The sequence below is a fragment of the Pseudomonas sp. TH21 genome (genome assembly GCF_016651025.1).
GTDB classification, from domain to species: domain Bacteria; phylum Pseudomonadota; class Gammaproteobacteria; order Pseudomonadales; family Pseudomonadaceae; genus Aquipseudomonas; species Aquipseudomonas aylmerensis.
In genome coordinates, this window is sequence record NZ_JAEKEQ010000001.1 from 2,131,200 (window position 1) to 2,146,991 (window position 15,792).

Annotated in this window: 13 protein-coding genes and 2 pseudogenes; 11 read left to right on the forward strand and 4 right to left on the reverse strand. The window is 62.1% G+C overall.

The genetic code is table 11. From position 1 onward, the window contains the following. Positions 1 to 135: 135 nt before the first annotated feature. Positions 136 to 1,104 (forward strand): hypothetical protein, encoded by a 969-nt coding sequence (locus tag JFU04_RS09625; RefSeq protein ID WP_201143932.1) that lies wholly within the window; start codon positions 136 to 138, stop codon positions 1,102 to 1,104. A gap of 142 nt (positions 1,105 to 1,246) precedes the next feature. Here JFU04_RS09625 and JFU04_RS09630 read toward each other — a convergent pair. After that, positions 1,247 to 2,131, reverse strand: a pseudogene (locus tag JFU04_RS09630) (nitrilase family protein); the annotation flags it as partial. A 206-nt stretch (positions 2,132 to 2,337) separates the two neighbouring features. On the opposite strand from JFU04_RS09630, the gene JFU04_RS09635 reads away from it, so the two are divergent. The 7 genes and pseudogenes from JFU04_RS09635 (at position 2,338) to JFU04_RS09665 (ending at position 9,814) form a co-directional block, all read left to right on the forward strand. Continuing rightward, positions 2,338 to 2,682, forward strand: a complete 345-nt coding sequence (locus tag JFU04_RS09635; RefSeq protein WP_106804481.1) for an FKBP-type peptidyl-prolyl cis-trans isomerase — start codon at positions 2,338 to 2,340, stop codon at positions 2,680 to 2,682. A 24-nt stretch (positions 2,683 to 2,706) separates the two neighbouring features. Next, entirely contained in the window at positions 2,707 to 3,144 is a 438-nt protein-coding gene (locus JFU04_RS09640; RefSeq protein WP_106804480.1) for a T6SS immunity protein Tdi1 domain-containing protein, read from the forward strand. 486 nt (positions 3,145 to 3,630) lie between these two features. Continuing rightward, positions 3,631 to 3,825, forward strand: a pseudogene (locus JFU04_RS09645) (hypothetical protein); the annotation flags it as partial. A gap of 170 nt (positions 3,826 to 3,995) precedes the next feature. Then, a complete protein-coding gene (locus tag JFU04_RS09650) occupies positions 3,996 to 4,712 on the forward strand; it encodes an MgtC/SapB family protein (RefSeq protein ID WP_065905570.1) in 717 nt (238 codons plus the stop codon). Positions 4,713 to 5,014: 302 nt separating this feature from the next. Beyond that, a complete protein-coding gene (locus JFU04_RS09655) occupies positions 5,015 to 5,644 on the forward strand; it encodes a response regulator transcription factor (protein ID WP_201143933.1) in 630 nt (209 codons plus the stop codon). Between the two features lies 1 nt (position 5,645). Beyond that, the gene (locus JFU04_RS09660; RefSeq protein ID WP_201143934.1) at positions 5,646 to 9,257 is read left to right on the forward strand and encodes a transporter substrate-binding domain-containing protein; all 3,612 of its coding nucleotides are present in this window, start codon (positions 5,646 to 5,648) and stop codon (positions 9,255 to 9,257) included. Between the two features lie 134 nt (positions 9,258 to 9,391). Then, entirely contained in the window at positions 9,392 to 9,814 is a 423-nt protein-coding gene (locus tag JFU04_RS09665) for a chemotaxis protein CheY (protein ID WP_065905573.1), read from the forward strand. Here the strand turns inward: JFU04_RS09665 and dkgB are convergent. The 3 genes from dkgB to JFU04_RS09680 all read right to left on the reverse strand — a co-directional run bounded on the left by dkgB (position 9,811) and on the right by JFU04_RS09680 (position 13,265). Further along, positions 9,811 to 10,629, reverse strand: a complete 819-nt coding sequence (dkgB, locus tag JFU04_RS09670) for a 2,5-didehydrogluconate reductase DkgB (RefSeq protein ID WP_106804478.1) — start codon at positions 10,627 to 10,629, stop codon at positions 9,811 to 9,813. The two genes, JFU04_RS09665 and dkgB, sit on opposite strands and share 4 nt — an antisense overlap. 114 nt (positions 10,630 to 10,743) lie before the next feature. Further along, the gene (locus tag JFU04_RS09675) at positions 10,744 to 11,322 is read right to left on the reverse strand and encodes a cupin domain-containing protein (RefSeq protein WP_065905575.1); all 579 of its coding nucleotides are present in this window, start codon (positions 11,320 to 11,322) and stop codon (positions 10,744 to 10,746) included. Then, complete coding sequence (locus JFU04_RS09680; RefSeq protein WP_201143935.1) at positions 11,310 to 13,265, reverse strand: oxidoreductase; 1,956 nt, start codon at positions 13,263 to 13,265, stop codon at positions 11,310 to 11,312. Before JFU04_RS09680 ends, JFU04_RS09675 begins: the two co-directional genes overlap by 13 nt. A gap of 131 nt (positions 13,266 to 13,396) precedes the next feature. Here JFU04_RS09680 and JFU04_RS09685 point away from each other — a divergent pair, with 131 nt between their 5' ends. The 3 genes from JFU04_RS09685 (at position 13,397) to JFU04_RS09695 (ending at position 15,777) form a co-directional block, all read left to right on the forward strand. Then, positions 13,397 to 14,155 carry a class II aldolase/adducin family protein gene (locus tag JFU04_RS09685; RefSeq protein ID WP_201143936.1) on the forward strand — a complete coding sequence of 253 codons (759 nt, stop codon included), beginning with the start codon at positions 13,397 to 13,399 and terminating at the stop codon, positions 14,153 to 14,155. 41 nt (positions 14,156 to 14,196) lie between these two features. Then, positions 14,197 to 14,835 (forward strand): TetR family transcriptional regulator C-terminal domain-containing protein, encoded by a 639-nt coding sequence (locus tag JFU04_RS09690; protein WP_065905578.1) that lies wholly within the window; start codon positions 14,197 to 14,199, stop codon positions 14,833 to 14,835. 150 nt (positions 14,836 to 14,985) lie between these two features. Beyond that, complete coding sequence (locus JFU04_RS09695) at positions 14,986 to 15,777, forward strand: enoyl-CoA hydratase/isomerase family protein (RefSeq protein WP_065905579.1); 792 nt, start codon at positions 14,986 to 14,988, stop codon at positions 15,775 to 15,777. The last annotated feature ends 15 nt before the right edge of the window (positions 15,778 to 15,792 follow it).

A 15,792-nucleotide genomic window follows, 5' to 3' on the forward strand; every position in this document is an offset into this window, starting at 1 on the left:
AGGGTTCAGGATAGTGCAGAGCAATTGCCTGCACCGGGGTGCGAATGCACCAGATGGCCTGGTGCATTTGCGCGGGGACGAGCGGACACGTGGCTGGCCAGACTGAGACGGTCAATTACTGCAAAAGGATCAATCATGACCACTGTCTATGAAACCAACCGTTCGCCGTTTCGCGTGTCCTGGAGTTCTGTACTCGCGGGTAGTGCAATTGCCCTGGTGACCTACCTGGTGCTCAATGTCCTCGGCACCGCCATTGGCGCCAGCGCCGTCAATCCGATGCAAGCGGGCAACCCGTTGAGCGGTTTCGGCACGGGCGCCGGCATCTGGCTATTTGTTTCGACGCTGATCGCCATCGCCGTGGGTGCCTTTGTGGCCGGGCGTACGGCACCGGATCGCGGCGGCCTGCACGGCGTGCTGACCTGGACCCTGACCACGTTATTCACCACCTGGCTGCTGGCAGGCCTGGCCGCGAGCGTGGTCGGTACCGCTGGCAATGTGGTGGGCAAAGGCCTGTCGGCTGCCGGTAGTGGCATCGCCGCCGCAGCGCCGGGCATCAGTGACAGCGTCAAGCAGCAACTGGACGAGCAGGGCATCCACCTGGACTGGAACAGCCTGCAAGCTCAGCTCGATACCCTGCTCAAGCAAAGCGGCAAGCCTGAATTGGACCCGGCCAATGTCGAGCAGAAAACCGATCAGGCCGCAGCGGATGGCAAGCAATCGGCGACGGCTGCCGCGACCAATCCAGCCCTGGCCGGTGATGCGCTCAAGCAGTGGTTCGACCGCGTCAAAGCCTCCGGTGAGCCTGCGCTGAACGCGGCCGATAAAGACGCGCTGGTCAACATCGTTGCCGCCCGTACCGGCAAGAGCAAAGAGGAAGCCACGCAGATCGTCGACAACTACGCCCAGGCCTATCAGCAGGCCATGCAGAAGGTCGATGAGCTCAAGCAACAGGCCGAGCAGAAAGCCCGTGAAGCAGGCGAAGTCGCAGCCAAGCAACTGTCCCGCGCAGCCTGGAGCACCTTGGCGATGTTGCTGCTGGGTGCGGCGTTGAGTTTCTTTGTGGGGCGTGTGGCGCTGACGACGCGTCGGGTGCCGTTGGCGTAAAAGCTGGGTGTGGCGAGCGAGCTTGCTCCCGTTGGGGCGCGTAGCGGTCCAAACAAGTGGTGCGTTGCGGGGGCTGCTGCGCAGCCCAACGCGGGGCAAGCCCGCTCGCCACAGGAGCGAGTACGCCAGGCCATTTTGGTAAGCGCGGCAACGCGCGGTGCTGGACATACCCCAGCGTCTGATCGTAAAGGTCGACGCGCCGATCCCTCTGCAGGTCGTTGAGGCTATTCCAGATCGGTGCACTGCGCGCACTGCTGAGATCAATGTCGGCGTACAGTATTTCCTCACGATTAGCCGAGGCCACTTTGCCAATTGGCCATCCATTGGTCCCGGCGATCAACGAGCACCCCAGGTAGCGCGCGTCGCGTTCTTCGCCGATTCTGCTGGCGGCGGCGATAAACACATTGTTGACGTGCGCCGCCGTCATCGTCAGGTAAGACGCCATGCATTTGCCCGCTTCGTCAAATAACGGCGCAGGTGTCCAGGCCCAGTTGTTCAGGCTGCAAATGATATCGGCACCTTGTTGGCTGAGAATGCGCGGCACTTCGGGAAACCAGATGTCCCAGCAGATCAGCAGGCCAATCCGCCCGATGGGTGTATCGAAGACTGGGAAGCCAGTGTTTCCCGGGGTGAACCATAACTTCTCGAGGTTCCATAGATGGGCTTTGCGGTACTTGCCGATCAAACCGTCCGGGCCCAGCAGCAAAGCGGTATTGAACAGTTGCCTGCCGTCGATTTCGTTCAAGCCCGCTGCCAGGTACACCCGGTGCCGGCAAGCAAAGTCGATCCAGGCTCGCACGCTTGGGCCGTTTGGAACGACTTCGGCGTGATCAAAGGCGTCCTGGCGGTTAGCAAAGAAATAGCCGCAGCTTGATAGCTCCGGCAGCACGATCAGATTGGCGCCGCCGTTCACGGCCTCAGTGGCCAATTCCAGGCTACGCCGCAGGTTGGCAGACCGATGGTCCGTACCCACCTGGGGATCGAATTGCACAACAGAAACGCGAACGGGGCTGATGGCTTGGGGCATGACAGGTGACCTCTTGAAAAATCCAACCGAAGTGGTTGGCCTTGCATAAGAGGTGATTGAGCGAAAGGTGATAAGCCAGGCGCTTCTGCGACACTTGTCAGTTAGCTCCTGCAAATCGGTTGGCAGAGCCTGGACCGCTCTTGCGGTTGCAAATCCCCGCCAATTCTGGGAAAACCCCACCCCTCACGCCTTCAACGAGCCCCGCCATGAGCAACGACGAACTCCAGGTCACCGACATCCGCCCAGGCACCGGCAAAGCCGTGGTCAAGGGGGCGCTGATCACCACTCAATACACCGGCACCCTGGAAGACGGCACAGTGTTCGATTCGTCCTGGGAGCGGGGTAAGCCGTTCCAGTGTGTGATCGGCACCGGCCGCGTGATCAAGGGCTGGGACCAGGGCCTGATGGGCATGCAGGTCGGCGGCGTGCGCAGGCTGTTTGTCCCGGCGCACCTGGCGTATGGCGAGCGGTCGATGGGCGCGCATATCAAACCCAACAGCAATCTGTGCTTCGAGATTGAGTTATTGGAAGTGCTGACGCGCGATGATTGAAGTGTTTGTGAACCGGGAGGCTGCATGCCATTGATTCAAGCTATTCGCGACAGCTGGGGGTGGGTCGGTATTGATCCCGTCGAGGTCGTCGGGACCACCGCCTTTGGCAATGTGATGATCAAGGACACGCAGGGACGCTATTGGCGGCTTTGCCCTGAAGCGCTTTATTGCGAGGTCATTGCGCAGACGCGTGCCGTGCTGGACGAGGTTTCCAGGGATCAGGCATTTTTGCGCGACTGGTATCTGCAACCCATGGTGGAGCAGGCCGAGGAGGCCCTGGGGCCGTTGGCGCCTGGCCAGGTTTATCATTGGGTTATTTCGCCGGTATTGGGCGGCGAGTACGTCATCGACAATGTGCGATGCCTGGATCATGTTGAGCAGCTTCGGTTCTGCGGTGATCTGGCACGGGAGATAAAGGATTTGCCCGACGGTGCCCAGGTGAAGCTCAGGCTTGTCGACTAGTCATTGAAAAAAGGCAGCGTTCCATGGACGTCCAGGGTGTAGCTGAATGGCCCCTCGGCGGCTCCTGAACCCTCCCTGAAGAATCCTCTTATCCACCTTACGGAAGCTTTCCTACGGTTTACTCCCGCGTAAACGGGGCGTAAGCTTCGCGCGTTTTCATCAATAGCGGAGACCCTCAGTGGGTACTTGTTCGAGTGACAGTAGTCGGCCGGTTTCGGTAACCGGCACATACTTGGCAAGGTAACGCGCATTTTCCTGATGCCGTTGTCTCGCCAACAAAGCGAGAAGCGGCATCCCGACAGCAGCCAGTCCTGGCGCCTGTCCGATCCCTCTCATCGACGCTGACCAGCACCTGACTGACCTCGGGATGCTACGGACGCGCCTGCCTTTTTTGCGGCAGGCGGGCCGAGCTGACTGTGCCTGTAGAACGGGCAGGGTGCAGCCGGTCGTACCTGCCTGCAGGTTTCCTCGCGCAGGAGTTACACCATGAGCCTCATTCTGCTCAAAGCGTTGTTTGCCGGTTTCCTGCGGAATCGGCACATCGCCCGGCATTTCCGTCGCCTGGCGATGCTCGAAACCGTGACCGACACCAGCGTCAGCCGCGAAGTGCCGCCGACCCTGGCGCAGACCCTGGTGGCTGCCGGCAACAGCAGTGCCGTGCAATTGCTGGGTACCCTGGGTTGCAGGCGCTGCCGTTGTTGTACTTCGTGTTCCTGCCGCTGATCCAGCTGGCGTATATGGCGCTGACCCAGGCGGTGAAAGGCTTCTACACCCGTAAATTTGGCTGGCAGTAACGGTGCTATCGCTGGCAAGCCGGCTCCTGCAGGCGCTGGCGTTCAAGGAGATTTTTTATGCAAGCAATCAACAACATCAACCTCAATTCGCTGATCGACACTTTGGTCAGCCTCACCGCCGCGTTCATCCTCGGCGGCCTGATCGGTTTCGAGCGTCAGTACCGCCAGCGCACGGCGGGCCTGCGCACCAACGTGCTGGTGGCGGTGGGCGCGGCGATTTTCGTCGACATGGCCAACCGCCTGGGCGGCGCAGAAGGCGCGGTGCGGGTGGTGGCGTACGTGGTCTCGGGCATCGGTTTTCTCGGCGCGGGCGTGATCATGCGCGAAGAAGGCAATGTGCGCGGGCTCAACACCGCCGCCACGCTCTGGGCATCGGCGGCGGTGGGGGCCTGTGCCGGCGCCGACCTGATCCTCGAAGCGCTGCTCGGCACGCTGTTTGTGCTGGCGGCCAATACCTTGCTGCGGCCGATCGTCAACAACATCAACCGCCAGCCGCTGGATGTGGTGTCGGCGGAGGTCACCAATATCCTCTATGTCATTGCCCGGCGTACCCAGCAGAAAGCCGTGCTCGCACTGCTGGAAGCCGAATTGGCGCGTTGCAACTACCCGGCCAGTGATGTCGATGTGCGGCCTTTCGGCACTGACGAAGTCGAAATCGAAGCCACCCTGGCGGTGACCTCGGTGGACGGTGACGAGCTGGATGCCCTGGTGGCACGCATTTCTCTGTCGACCCTGGTGGTGCAGGCCTTCTGGAGCCCAAGCACCACGGAGTAGTACGCGGACGTCAGGCTTTGCCTTGTTCAACACGGACTATGCTACTGAGAGGAAAAGTCCTACAAGCATTCGAGACTATCCCTTCATTTGAAACCGCACGCCATTGTTAAGGTTGCGCGCTTGCGCCTATTTAGGAACCCAGGCGCAGCTTTACGTTTTCATCGTGTTTTTCAAAAGGAGAGGCCCGTACTGCCTGAAGTGTCACGCAGAGTACTCAGCACCGTTTGTCGGAACTGTTACTTTTCACAGGTAGATAGGACTCACGTGATATGTAAGCGTACTGATCCTCCCAGGGGAGTCTTATGAGCAACAAAGCTTTAATTGTGGATGATCACCCGTTTATACGCGCCACCGTCAAGCACCTGCTGAAGCAGGAGGGCTTCGACACCATCTTCGAAGCAGGTAACGGCGCGGATGCCATGCAGGTTGCCCGTGAGGAGCGTCCGGACCTTGTCATTCTCGACCTGGCAATGCCCAAGCTCGGTGGGTTGGAGGTGATCAGTCGGATTAAAGCCTTGGACCTGCCTTGCAAGATACTGGTACTGACTTCGTACCTGGCCGTGTTCTTTTCTACCCGTTGCATGCGTGCCGGTGCCATGGGGTTTGTCGCCAAGACCGGCGAACTCGACGAGCTGCAGAAGGCCATCAGGGCCATCAGGTCCGGCTACAGTTGCTTTCCGAGCCTGCCTACCAGTTCGGTGCGTCGCGACGACTTGCAATCCACCGAGCAGGAGTTGGTGGAGGCGCTGTCCGATCGCGAGCTGACGGTATTGCAAAAACTGGCCCTGGGCCTGGGTAACAAGGAGATTGCCGAGGACATGCTGTTGAGTCACAAAACCATCAGTACCTACAAGACGCGGCTCAAGGAGAAACTACGTATGTCCTCGGTGGTGCATCTGTCCAAGTTCGCGCAGCGCAATCAACTGATCTGAAATGAACCCCTCACGGTTGATCAAGCTCATGGTCATCCTGCTCGTGGGGATGTTGCCTGCGGCGGTGATGGCCGTGGATGCACCGCAAAGCCTGCGGCTACTCGGCCACTCAACCCTTGAACCCACCAGCGTGATGCTCGATGAAGCCGACTGGCGCTGGCTGCGCGAGCAGCGCACATTGATCATCGGGGTCTCGGCGCCGGATTACGCGCCCTTTGACCTGAGTAACAACAAGCAAGAACTGGAAGGCATCACCGCCGATTATGCGGCGCTGATCGGCCAGGCGCTGAATATCGCGGTCACGGTTCGGCGCTACGACACGCGCGATGAAGTTATCGACGCCCTCAAGAGCGGCGCGGTGGATTTTCTCGGCTCGGCCAACGGTTATGAGGCCGCCGACCCGCAGTTGGTGCTATCGCGCTCCTACGCCAATGATCAACCCGTGCTGGTGACGCGCGCGGGTGACAACCTTGCATTGAATGCCGATCTGGCGGGCAGGCGCGTGGCGATGCTCTACCACTACATGCCACCCGACGCCGTCCAGGCGTTCTACCCCCAAGCGCAGTTGCAGTTGTTTGGCTCGACCTTCGAGGCCATCGGCGCCGTCGCGTTCGGCCAGGCGGATGTGTACCTCGGGGATGCCATCAGCACCCGCTATCTGATCAACAAGAACCATCTCAATAATGTGCGCATGGCGGATTTTTCGGCCATGGAAGCCAACCCGTTCGGGTTCGCCCTGCGCAAGGAAAACACACGCCTGCTGAGGATCATCAACGCCGCGCTGGCCGCTGTTCCCGCCAACCAGCAGATGGAAATCCTGCGCCGTTGGAGTGCCGGTGGCATTGGTTTTCCCGAGGCCGACCGGCTGCGCTTGAGCATCAATGAGCAGCGCTGGCTGGAGAAGCATCCGCGGGTAAAAGTGGCGGTGGTCGACAAGTTCGTGCCGCTGTCGTTTTTCAACGAGAAGGGCGAGTTCGAAGGCCTGAGCGCCGAGGTGTTGTCGCGGATCAGCCTGCGTACGGGCCTGAAGTTCGACATCGAGCAGGGCACTTCACTGCCGCGCCTGGTTGACGCGGTCAGCACCGGGCGCGTCGATATGCTGGCGGCCGTGACGCCCAGCATCGAGCGATCGGAGAAGATCCGCTTTACCCGGCCCTACCTGTCAAACCCCTATGCCCTGGTGGTGTCCGCGGACAATGAGCGCGTGATCACCCTGGAGGACATGCCCGGCAAACGCCTGGCGGTGGTCAGCGGCAACAGCCTCGCGATGCAGATTGCCGAGGACTACCCAGGCGTGGTGTTTGTCGAAGTCGAGAACACCGAGCAGGCCATGGCGTTGGTGGCCAAGGGCACCGTGGAGGCGACCGCGGTGTCGTTGATCAGCGCGCGCTACATGATCGCGCGCAATTACCGTGAACGCCTGCGCATCACCAGCACGGTCGGCCGGGAGCCGGCGCGTTTTACCCTGGGGGTCAACCGCAGTGAACTGGAGTTGTATTCGATCCTCGACAAGGCATTGCTGAGCATTACCCCCGAAGAGATGGACGAGCTGACCAACCATTGGCGCAGTGAAATCATCCTCGAAGACAGCTACTGGCTGCGGCACCGCAACGTGATTATCCAAGGCTTCGCCCTTGCCGCGCTGCTGCTGTTGGTCGCCCTGGGCTGGGTGTTCTACCTGCGTAACCTGATTCGCAAGCGCGCCCAGGCGGAGCGGGCCTTGAGCGACCAGATGCGCTTTATGAGCGTGCTGATCGACGGCACTCCGCACCCGATTTACGTGCGCGATCGCCAAGGCCGCTTGATGGCGTGCAACAACGCCTACCTCGATGTCTTCGGCTTCAAGCTCGAAGACGTCATTGGCAAGACCGTGGTGGAGACCGATACCGGCAACCCTCCCCAGGCCCAGTCGTTCCATGCCGATTACCTGCGCTTGATGGAGCAGGGCGAACCGCAGATCCATGACCGCGTGTTGAAGATTCCCGGTGGCGGGGTGTTGACCATCTACCAGTGGATGCTGCCCTACCGGGATAGCAACGGCGGCGTCGTGGGCATGATTGCCGGCTGGGTCGATGTCAGCGAGCGCCAGCGCTTGCTGGGCCAATTGCAGGAAGCCAAGGAGGAGGCCGACGCAGCCAACCGCGCGAAGACCACCTTCCTGGCCACCATGAGCCATGAGATACGCACGCCCATGAACGCTGTGATCGGCATGATCGAGCTGGCCCTGGAAAACGCCCAGCAGGGGCGTGCCGACCGCGCCGCGCTGGAGGTGGCCTCGGTGGCGTCGCACAGCATGCTGGAGTTGATCGGCGATATTCTCGACATTGCGCGGATTGAATCCGGCCACCTGTCACTGGCCCTGGAGCCCGCCAATCCGCACGAGCTGCTAGCCTCGGTGGCACGGGTATTTGAAGGGTTGGCGCGCGACAAGGGCCTGGTGTTGCAAGTGGAGCTCGACCCGCTGATCGACCATGCGGTGTTGATCGACCCGCTGCGCTTCAAGCAGGTGGTGTCCAATCTGTTGGGGAATGCGATCAAGTTCACCACCAACGGTCAGGTACGCGTGGGGGCCCAGGGGGCATTGGTCGGCGATCAACTGGACCTGCGGCTATGGGTGGAGGACACCGGCATTGGCATCAGCGCTGTCGATCAGCAGCGCTTGTTCAACCCCTTTATCCAGGGCAGCAATAACGAACAATCGGCACGCAGTGGTTCCGGCCTTGGACTGGTCATCAGCCGCAACCTGTGCGAGATGATGGGCGGGCAATTGCACTTGAGCAGCGTGCTGGGCAAGGGCACGCGGGTGGATGTGACGCTGTCGCTGGAAATGACCACCCGCGTGCCGGATGCATTGCCCGTCTTGCCTGTTCCGGCGGCTCGGGCGTTGAGCATCCTGGTGGTGGATGACTACCCGGCCAACCGCCTGCTGCTGGCTCGCCAGTTGAGCTTCCTGGGGCACCGCATCACCACCGCCGATGACGGTGCCCAAGGCTTTGCCATGTGGCAGGCCGGGCAGTTCGACGGGGTGATCACCGATTGCAATATGCCCTTCAAGGATGGGTATACGTTGGCGCGGGATATTCGTGCCCAGGAGCGTCAGCGCGGGCTCACGCCGTGCCTGCTACTGGGTTTCACCGCCAATGCTCAACCACAAGAAACCGAACGCTGCCGACAAGCCGGCATGGATGGCTGCCTGTTCAAGCCCACCGGGCTTGAAGACTTGCGCGCGGCGTTGGCATCGCGCGCGGTCGGCGAGGTGATACAGGCGGTTGAGCCGACGTTTGATTTGAGCACGCTGATCGCGCTGACCGGTAGCGATAAGGTCGCGCTGAACGAGTTGCTGACGCCGTTACTCGACAGCCTGGAGGAAGATCGCGCCTGGCTGGGTGTTGAGCAAAATCGCACGGACTTCGCCAGGCTGCATGACCTGGCCCACCGCGTCAAAGGTGGCGCACGCTTGGTCAAGTCTCAGGCGTTGATCGCCAGCTGCGAGACCTTGGAAGAGCTGTGCGAGCGGCGCGAAGGCGAGGCATTGGACGCAGCAGTGCAGGCGGTGGAACGGGCTATCGCTGGCTTGCAACACAGCCTCGGGCAGTACTGCAATCAGGCGTGACCGAGGTAGACAGCCATTCGGTGCATTTGGGACAACTCCTACATGAAGGGGGAACATGCCTGATTTTGTCTTCGGGATATGTCTGGAAAATGGGCGACGCTCACTGACGAGCGCTGCCAGCCCAGGGGTTTGCCATGCCGAACAAAGCACTGACCATCCTGATTGCCGATGAACAGCACCTGCAACGGTTGTACATCGAAAAAATGCTCAATCAGTTGGGGTACCACCGGATCGTGCCGGTACAGACCTTCGAAGAAGTCCAGATACTCACCGCCATTCCGGCCGAACCCTTTGACGTGCTGATCATCAATGCGGGGCTGACGCTGCACAGCTGCGGGCCCCAGCCCCAGGTACGCCACGTGCTGGTCTACGACCACCTCGACCTGGGCGCACCTGCCGGCGCAACACCGGCGGTGCTGGTACGGCTGCCCGGCGTACCGGACAACGTCAACCTCGAACATTTCATGGACATCATCGACCCACCCGCAGCCACGGCGGGCCTGCGGGTATTGCCCTGGTTGCGCGAGTTATCCCGCGCACGGGTGGCCGGCGCCTAGTCCCACTTCGGCGCGATGCCCTTGGGGCTGGTCAAGCGATGGCCGCGCTCCAGGCCGGCAATCTGTTCCATGTCGGCAGCGCTCAAGGTCAGTTGCAGGGCCTTGAGGTTGCTTTCCAGGTTGGCGCGTTTGGTCGAGGAGGGGATCACGGCGTACCCGAGTTGCATGGCCCAGGCCAGCGTCACTTGGGCCGGGGTGGCTTGATGGCGCTCGGCGATCTGCTGGATCACCGGGTCCTTGAGCACTTCGCCGTAGGCCAGGGTCATGTAGGAGGTGATCTGGATACCGTGGGCGCTGGCGAACTCCGCCACCTTGCGGTTTTGCAGGTAGGGGTGCAGTTCGATCTGGTTGGTCGCGATGTGCTCGGCGCCGACCGCTGCGATGGCCTGTTTCATCAGGTCAATGGTGAAGTTGGAAATACCGATCTGGCGCGTCAGGCCCTGGCGCTTGGCTTCCAGCAACTGGCTCATGAATTCGGCGACGGGAACCTGGTCTTCCGGCGACGGCCAGTGGATCAGGGTCAGGTCCAGGTAGTCGGTCTGGAGCTTGCGCAGGCTCTCCTTGAGGCTCGGGATCAACTGGCCTTCGGCGAAGTTGGCGATCCAGATCTTGCTGGTGATGAACAGCTCATCACGGGGCACACCGCTGTCGGCGATGGCTTGGCCGACGTCAGCTTCGTTCTCGTAGATCTGCGCCGTGTCGATGACGCGGTAGCCCAGTTCCAGGCCGGTGCTGACGGAATCAATCACCACCTGGCCCTGCAGGCGGAAAGTGCCGAGGCCGAAGGCGGGTACGTTGGACGTGGGGATAGACATCAGTAACTCCTGAAGAGGTGTGAACAATGGAGTCGAGTATCCGCCCGTCGTTCCTTCGGAAAAACCGTCGAATCCGAAAAGGACTCTTTACCGCAGGTCACGAATGCGCCTGGCCTAAAATGTCGGCGGCGTGATCACCCAGATCACCACCGTCTCCACCTTGCCGGGGTTGCCATACCGATGCGGTTCGCTGCTGGCAAAGCTGAAGCTGTCACCGGCCGCCAGCAGGAAGTGCCGCTCTCCCACCCACAGCTCGAACTGTCCGCGCAACACATAGCCGGCTTCTTCGCCTTCATGGCTGTAGCTCTGCTGGCTGTAGGTGCCCGGTGGGAAACTCGATTGCAGCATTTCCAGTTGATGGTTGGGCAGGGGCGTCAGCAACTGGTCGACGATGCCGTCTTCATAGTGGATGCTCTGGCGATTGTCCTTGCGCACCACGTAGCCTGCGTCTGCCGGTGCGGGCGTGGTCTCGCTGGCGAAGAACCACTGGATCGTCACCCCCAGGCTGCGAGCGATGTTGAACAGTGCCGGAATCGACGGATACGCCAGGTTGCGTTCCAGCTGGCTGAGGTAGCCGGCGGTCAGTTCGCTGGCCTCTGCCAGGGCGGTCAAGGTCATGCCGCTGGCCTTGCGCAAACCACGGATGCGGGTGCCGAGAAACAGTTGCTGGGGTTGGTCGTTCACAGGTTCCATGCCACCTTGAGTCCTTCGTAGATCGCCTCTTCGGCGGTGCGCGGCGCCAGGCAGTCGCCGATCCGGTCAAACGGCACCAGGCCCTGCAGCTGCGCGCCGAGAGTGTCCACCGGCTGGTGGCCCTGGCACAACACCAGCGTGTCGATATTTTCCAGCAGCATGGGCTCGCCGCTGGCGGTGTGTTGCAGGTACACCGTGGTGTCGTCGCAGCCGTACAAGCGCGCATACGGGATGATCGGAATACCCAGCCGGTGCAGCTCGCCGGCCAGTTGATCACGCACATACAGCGGCAGATTCTCGCCACAGTGCGTGCCATTCACCGCCAGTTGTACCTGATGCCCGGCGCGCACCAGGCGCTCGGCAATGCCGGGGCCGATCCAGTCGCAACGCCAGTCGACCACCACCACCGAACGCCCCAGGGGCACTGCGTCGCGCAGCACCTGCCAGGCATCCACCACCTGCAGTTCGCCGCCTTGCTCGAAGGCCGGCCAATAGGGTTCGGCGCCGGTGGCAATGATCACATGGTCGGGTTGCTCGCGCTCCACCAGCGCGCGGTCGACGCGGGTGTTGCGCAGCACCTGCACACCGGCCAGTTGCATCTCGCGTTGCAGGTTGGTGCTGGCGCCGCCGAACTCACTGCGCCGTGGCAGCAATTGCGCCAGCAGCACTTGCCCACCCAACTGGGTGCTGGCCTCGTAGAGTGTCACGGCATGCCCGCGTTGCGCCGCGACCGCTGCGGCTTTCATACCCGCCGGACCACCGCCCACGACCATGATGCGCTTGCGCTTGAGTGTCGCTTGCACCTCGCCGAATTGCAGCTCGCGGCCGGTCTCGGGATGCTGGATGCACGAGATCGGCAAGCCCTTGTGAAAGTGACCGATGCAGGCCTGGTTGCAGGCGATGCACGCGCGCACATCTTCGACGCGCCCGTCGAGAGTCTTGGCGGGCATCAGCGGGTCGCAGATCAATGCGCGGGTCATGCCGCACACATCGGCCTGGCCGCGCGCGAGGATCAATTCGGCTTCCTGGGGCTGGTTGATGCGCCCGGTGACGAACAGCGGAATCGACAGGCTGGCCTTGAACGTCGCGGCCTCATCGGCGAGGTACGCGGCGGCAATCGCCATGGGCGGCACGATGTGGATTGCACCGCCCAGCGAGGCCGACGTGCCTGCGACGATATGCACGTAGTCGAGCTGGGACTGCAGGCTCTGCACGGCTTCGAGGGATTCGCTTTCGGTGAGCCCTTCGGCATCGCGTTCATCGGCAGAAATGCGCAGGCCGATGATGAAGTCCGCGTCGGTAGCCGCGCGCACGGCGGCGAGGATTTCCGTCAGGAACCGCAGCCGTTGCTCAAGCGCCCCGTTGTAGCCATCGCTGCGCCGATTGACCCGTGGGTTGAGAAACTGCGCCGGCAGGTACCCATGGCTGGCGACCACTTCGACCCCGTCGATCCCGGCCTGGTGCAAGCGCCTGGCAGCGGCGGCGTAACCCGCGACAATCTCATCGATCATCGCTTGGTCCAGCGCACGCGGCATCACCCGGAAGCGTTCATTGGGCACCCCCGAGGCCGAGTAGGCCACCGCCAGCAGGCCATCCGCCGACTCCATGATTTCCCGCCCGGGATGAAAGATCTGCGACAGCACCACGGTGCCATGGGCATGGCAGGTTTCCGCCAGCTGGCGGTAGCCCTCGATGCACGCATCGTCGGTGGCCATCAACACATGGGAGGTGTACCGCGCGCTGTCATGCACCCCGGCCACCTGCAGCACAATCAGGCCGACACCGCCTTCGGCACGCGCACGGTGGTAGGCGATCAATGGCGGGTTGACCCGGTTATCGGTGGGCATCGAGGTGTCATGACCGCTGGACATGATGCGGTTTTTCAGGCGTTTGCCCCGCAGTGCCAGGGGCTCGAACAGGTGCGGGAAAGCAGAGGGCGACATGGTGCGGGTACTCCAGGCGCTGTTATTGTTATTTTTCTATAGGAGGCTGCCGCCAGTAAAAAATCAACTTGTTTTTTTACTGGTGTCTGGATTAGCGTCGCCTTCACCCACCCCGTGCCCGGAGAATAAAAATGCCTCACTCCACCGAACAGCACCTGCGCGAAGAGCTTGCGGCGTGTTATCGATTGATCGCGCACTACCGCATGAGCGACCTGATTTTCACGCATATCTCGGTGCGCATTCCCGGACCCGAGCATCACTTCCTGATCAATCCCTACGGGCTGATGTTCGATGAAATCACCGCCTCCAGCCTGGTGAAGATCGGCCTCGACGGGCGCGCGGTCGAGCCGTCGCTGCATGCGGTCAACCCGGCCGGCTTTGTGATTCACAGCGCGATCCATGGCGCCCGCGAAGATGCCCACTGTGTGCTGCACACCCACACCCGCGCGGGCTGCGCGGTGGCCGCGCTGGCGTGCGGGTTGTTGCCGGTGAACCAGATTTCCATGGAGTTCTACGGCAAGGTTGCCTACCACGATTACGAAGGCGTGGCCCTGGACCTGGACGAGCAGCAACGCCTGGTGCGCGACCTCGGCGACAAGCCGGTGCTGATGCTGCGCAACCACGGTTTGCTGACGGTAGGCGCAACCGTCAGCCAGGCATTCCTGCGCATGTACTACCTGGAGAAAGCCTGCGACATCCAGATCGCCGCCCAGGCCTGTGGCCCACTGGTGCTGCCATCCGCCGAGGTCTGCCAGTACACCGAACAGCAATTCAACAACCCCGGCCGCCCGCTGGAGGAGGGCGAGTTGGTTGACCTGGATGCGATGCAACTGGCGTGGGCGGCGTTGCTGCGCATGCTGGATCGGGTGTCGCCGGGGTACCGCGACTGATGTAGAGTCGTGCAGCCGACTCAACCGAAGGACACCGCGCCATGACCCAGGAAACCCGTTTCTCCCGGATGGAGCCGGAATTGCGCAAGGCCAATCTGGTCCAGGCGACCCTGACTTGCCTCAAGCGTGACGGGTTCCAGGGCGCCTCGATCCGCAAGATCAGCGCCGAAGCCGGGGTCTCCGTAGGGCTGATCAGCCACCACTACTCGGGCAAGGATGAGTTGGTGGCCGAGGCCTATCGCACCATCACCGGCCAGGTCATGAGCCTGCTGCGCGAGACCATGGCCAAGGCGCCGCCCAACCCTCGGGAGCGTTTGTCGGCGCTGTTTCGGGGCTCGTTTTCCGCCGAGTTGCTCGACCCGCAGTTGCTGGATGCGTGGCTGGTGTTCTGGGGCGCGGTGAAGACGGCGCCGGCGATCAACCTGGCCCACGAACACTCCTACGGCGAATACCGCACCATCATGCGTTCGGCCCTGACCGACATGGCCCGCGAAGAAGGGTGGGAGCAGTTCGACGCCGACCTCGCGGCCATCGGCCTGAGCGCCTTGCTCGACGGGTTGTGGCTGGAGTCGGGGCTCAACCCCGGCACGTTCACCCCTGAGCAGGGGATCCAGATCTGCGAAGCCTGGGTCGACGGCCTGCAGTCTGGCGGTCGCAAGCGTTACCAGCTCAAGCCCTGAGCCTTCCTCGCCGCCCTGGACGCAAGGTCCGGGGCGGTTTTTCCTGCACTGAAAAAATTTAAGATTTGCCGATTGCCTCCTTACTGAACACTCGTTTAGTATCGCCCCATGTCGCACCCCTCACGCCAAATAAAATAATTCGAGGAAGCCATGACTACCGATTCGTCCGTGCTCACCCACGTGCAGGCAGGCGTTGCCTGGATCACCCTCAACCGAGGGCCGCAGCGCAATGCGCTGGACATCCCGACCCTCAAGCACCTGCACAGCCTGCTCGACGCGTTCAACCGCGACCCGGCCGTGCGTGTGGTGGTGTTGACCGGCAGCGGCCGCAGCTTCTGCGCTGGCGCGGACCTCGCGGAGTGGGCCGACGCCGAAGCACGCGGCGCCCTGGAAACCTACGGCTGGACCGAAACCGCCCACGCCCTCATGACCCGCCTGCACAGCCTCGACAAGCCCACGATTGCCGCGATCAACGGCACGGCCGTCGGCGCCGGCATGGACCTGACCCTGTGCTGCGACCTGCGCGTAGCGGCCCAGTCGGCGCGCTTCAAGGCCGGCTACACCAGCATGGCGTATGCCCCGGACGCCGGTGCCAGCTGGCATTTGCCGCGCCTGATCGGCAGCGAGCAGGCCAAGCGCCTGCTGTTCCTTGATGAGCTGTGGAGCGCCGACCGCGCCCTGGCAGCCGGCCTGGTCGGTGAAGTGGTCGCCGATGAGCAACTGCATGCCCACACCCTCGAACTGGCGACCCGCCTGGCCAACGGCCCGACCTTCGCCTTCGCCCAGACCAAAACCCTGATCCGCGATGGCGCCGACCGCAGCCTGCCCGAGCAACTGCAAGCCGAACTGGCCGCCGGCCTGTTATGCGGACGCAGTGCAGATGGCGCCGAAGCCCTGCGCGCGGCCATGGAAAAACGCCTCCCGACATTCTGCGGCAAATAACAACAACGACACCCC

Bases quoted from the DNA above. Each gene is read 5' to 3' on its own strand.
- JFU04_RS09625 (WP_201143932.1), top strand. From the start codon at position 136: ATGACCACTGTCTATGAAACCAACCGTTCGCCGTTTCGCGTGTCCTGG.
- JFU04_RS09635 (WP_106804481.1), top strand. From the start codon at position 2,338: ATGAGCAACGACGAACTCCAGGTCACCGACATCCGCCCAGGCACCGGC.
- JFU04_RS09640 (WP_106804480.1), top strand. From the start codon at position 2,707: ATGCCATTGATTCAAGCTATTCGCGACAGCTGGGGGTGGGTCGGTATT.
- JFU04_RS09650 (WP_065905570.1), top strand. From the start codon at position 3,996: ATGCAAGCAATCAACAACATCAACCTCAATTCGCTGATCGACACTTTG.
- JFU04_RS09655 (WP_201143933.1), top strand. From the start codon at position 5,015: ATGAGCAACAAAGCTTTAATTGTGGATGATCACCCGTTTATACGCGCC.
- JFU04_RS09660 (WP_201143934.1), top strand. From the start codon at position 5,646: ATGAACCCCTCACGGTTGATCAAGCTCATGGTCATCCTGCTCGTGGGG.
- JFU04_RS09665 (WP_065905573.1), top strand. From the start codon at position 9,392: ATGCCGAACAAAGCACTGACCATCCTGATTGCCGATGAACAGCACCTG.
- dkgB (WP_106804478.1), bottom strand. From the start codon at position 10,629: ATGTCTATCCCCACGTCCAACGTACCCGCCTTCGGCCTCGGCACTTTC.
- JFU04_RS09675 (WP_065905575.1), bottom strand. From the start codon at position 11,322: ATGGAACCTGTGAACGACCAACCCCAGCAACTGTTTCTCGGCACCCGC.
- JFU04_RS09680 (WP_201143935.1), bottom strand. From the start codon at position 13,265: ATGTCGCCCTCTGCTTTCCCGCACCTGTTCGAGCCCCTGGCACTGCGG.
- JFU04_RS09685 (WP_201143936.1), top strand. From the start codon at position 13,397: ATGCCTCACTCCACCGAACAGCACCTGCGCGAAGAGCTTGCGGCGTGT.
- JFU04_RS09690 (WP_065905578.1), top strand. From the start codon at position 14,197: ATGACCCAGGAAACCCGTTTCTCCCGGATGGAGCCGGAATTGCGCAAG.
- JFU04_RS09695 (WP_065905579.1), top strand. From the start codon at position 14,986: ATGACTACCGATTCGTCCGTGCTCACCCACGTGCAGGCAGGCGTTGCC.